Genomic DNA, 2,241 nt, shown 5'->3' on the forward strand with positions numbered 1-2,241 from the left:
CAGTGCGCCTTACCGGGTAAGGCGCTTTAATCCTTAACTGCCTGTTAAAAGGCAAAATTAATAAAGTGTGGTTAAATCTTTGAAAGCTTTTTAGACAGCAACTGCCCGTTAGTGTCATAGCTGTAAGTGGTTACCTGACTCCCCACGGTGACAGTTTCCGGCAGATTAAACTTGTCATGCCAGGTGGTGGTGATAACACGCTCATCCTTTGTGCCGGCCGCTTCTGTGCGCTGTTTTTCTAAACCACGGTCGTTATACTCAAATGTAGTTTTAATGCCTTTCCAGTCGGTTTTCGATTTAAGCTGACCGTCATCGTAGTATTCATAATTCTGGTTGGCAGCCAGGCAGGAAGCACTCGCCACACCTTCGACAGTATCTAAACGTTTAGCACCGGCAATATCCTTGTAGTGATAGACAGTCTGTTTGCCCAGCGGGTTGGTTACCGTGGTTTTGTTGGTTTCAAAATCAAAACTCGTTTTTTCATTATCATCAGCATGTTTTGAAGTAATTGCACGCCCTAGCTCATCATATTCCCAGGTTGCGTAACGGGCGTTGTTTTCATCGGTAATGCCGGTTAATGCATAAGGATGACGACTGTCTTCGTAATGATAAATACGCACGCTTTCTTTACCCGACGCCAGCTTCTTCGTCACACTCTCCAGATTGGCGTACTGGTCGTAACCATAGGTGATTAACTCGCCTTTAGAAGTCTCTAAAGTTAATAACTTACCCTGTGTATCAAAGTTAAAGTCCAGCTGGTTACCGGCATCATCTTTCACTAAGTCCAGCTGATTATTGGCATCGTATGTAAGATGATGGGATAACCCGGCACGATTAACCCGGCGGGTTAACAAGCCCTGGGCGTTGTAATATTCCAGCTGGTTATCGGCGGAGCGGTAAAGCCAGTGCAGAAGGCCGCCGGATTCATCCAGTACACGGGTCAGCGTATCGGAAGTCAGGTTATCAGGTTTATAAGTGCCGTCGCTTTGTTTAGTAAAGGCGCGGTTAACAAAGGCACTGCTGGATAAGCGCACAGAAGCACCGTCATTCAGCGCGTCTAATTGCCCGCTGTAGCTGTGTGACCAACTTTTAAAACCTGCTGCACGTACATTGTTCACCAACGGAAGCACTGGCGGGACAAGCATTTGTGTTTTTAACCCTTTATAATCTGCCGGCTGCACATATGTTGTCCAGGTCGATTTATCAGACTGTGGTAACAGCTGTAATTTGCTTTGGCGTAACTCCAGTGCTTCCAGGCTGCGCTGGCTGTTGTAGCTACGAGAAAAGCTCAAAGGGAAAGCACCGGCAACTTTAATGTCAGGTGTTTCATACTGCACCTTGGTACCGTTTGAGACCATCACCGGGTTGCTAACACACTGCTGAAGGGGCTCTTGCTTATTTTCAGGTGCAAGGCATCTGCCGCTGCCGGAATAACTGCCGTCGCTGTTTTTAATTACATCAAGAAAAGAGGATTCTGGCGGACAGGAGGCTGCGCAAGTATTTTGATGCAGTGTTTCATCTCCAACAGTAAAAGGAGCATAACACTTGTATTCAATTATTTTGCTTGTAAGAGAACTCTTACAAGTAGGCAGCACATGCTCACCTTTATACGCATAATCTAGAGGATCATAACCAGCTTCACACCCATAAAAAATGTACTTGGAGTGAGTGTATTTATTTACATGGGTTCGTGGGGTACACTCCTTTTTACGACTAATTGGAGTGCTGTATTTTACTGTATCTGTTATGTCTTTTTTGTAGAAAGTCCCGAGTGAACCCGCTGGACCGCCTCCACCTGACATCCAAGAGATAAATTTCCATTCACCTTTTGCTGTTGTTACGTTATAACCAGTGCAGCTATAACCAAAGTTATATGGAATTTCACCTTCATATGATAAGGTTTTTACCTGGTGCGAAGTAATATCGGGCACATGATAATTTCTGATAGAAAAACCTTTTCTTGAGCTGGTATTTTTATAAATTAGTTTATGGCCTAGTTTATATTTATTGCCTCCTGTATGGACTAATTTACTTTGCGCCTTTTTCATTTCTCCTTCGATGAAGGATAGGTCTGTATTGCAGATACTATTAAAGCAATAAGTTGAGCTATTTGCCCATGTAATACTTGATGAAGTAACTAATAAAAAGAAATGGACCCCATTGACTGGACACACAACCTAGTTTCTTAAGTGATCAACCCAAGTTATGTGGCGAACCTTTGTCTTGCAAAATAAACCTGAT

1 protein-coding gene is annotated in these 2,241 nt (G+C 43.7%); it reads right to left on the minus strand.

From position 1 onward, the window contains the following. Nucleotides 1–71 precede the first annotated feature (71 nt). On the minus strand, nucleotides 72–2,048 hold the full coding sequence (locus G337_RS27925; RefSeq protein WP_051303419.1) for a DUF6531 domain-containing protein: 1,977 nt from the start codon (nucleotides 2,046–2,048) through the stop codon (nucleotides 72–74). Nucleotides 2,049–2,241: the final 193 nt, after the last annotated feature.

Origin of the sequence: Psychromonas aquimarina ATCC BAA-1526 (genome assembly GCF_000428725.1) — a bacterium.
Taxonomy (GTDB): Bacteria; Pseudomonadota; Gammaproteobacteria; order Enterobacterales; family Psychromonadaceae; genus Psychromonas; species Psychromonas aquimarina.

Coding starts and splice junctions, on each gene's coding strand:
- G337_RS27925 (WP_051303419.1), bottom strand. CDS start 2,048: ATGAAAAAGGCGCAAAGTAAATTAGTCCATACAGGAGGCAATAAATAT.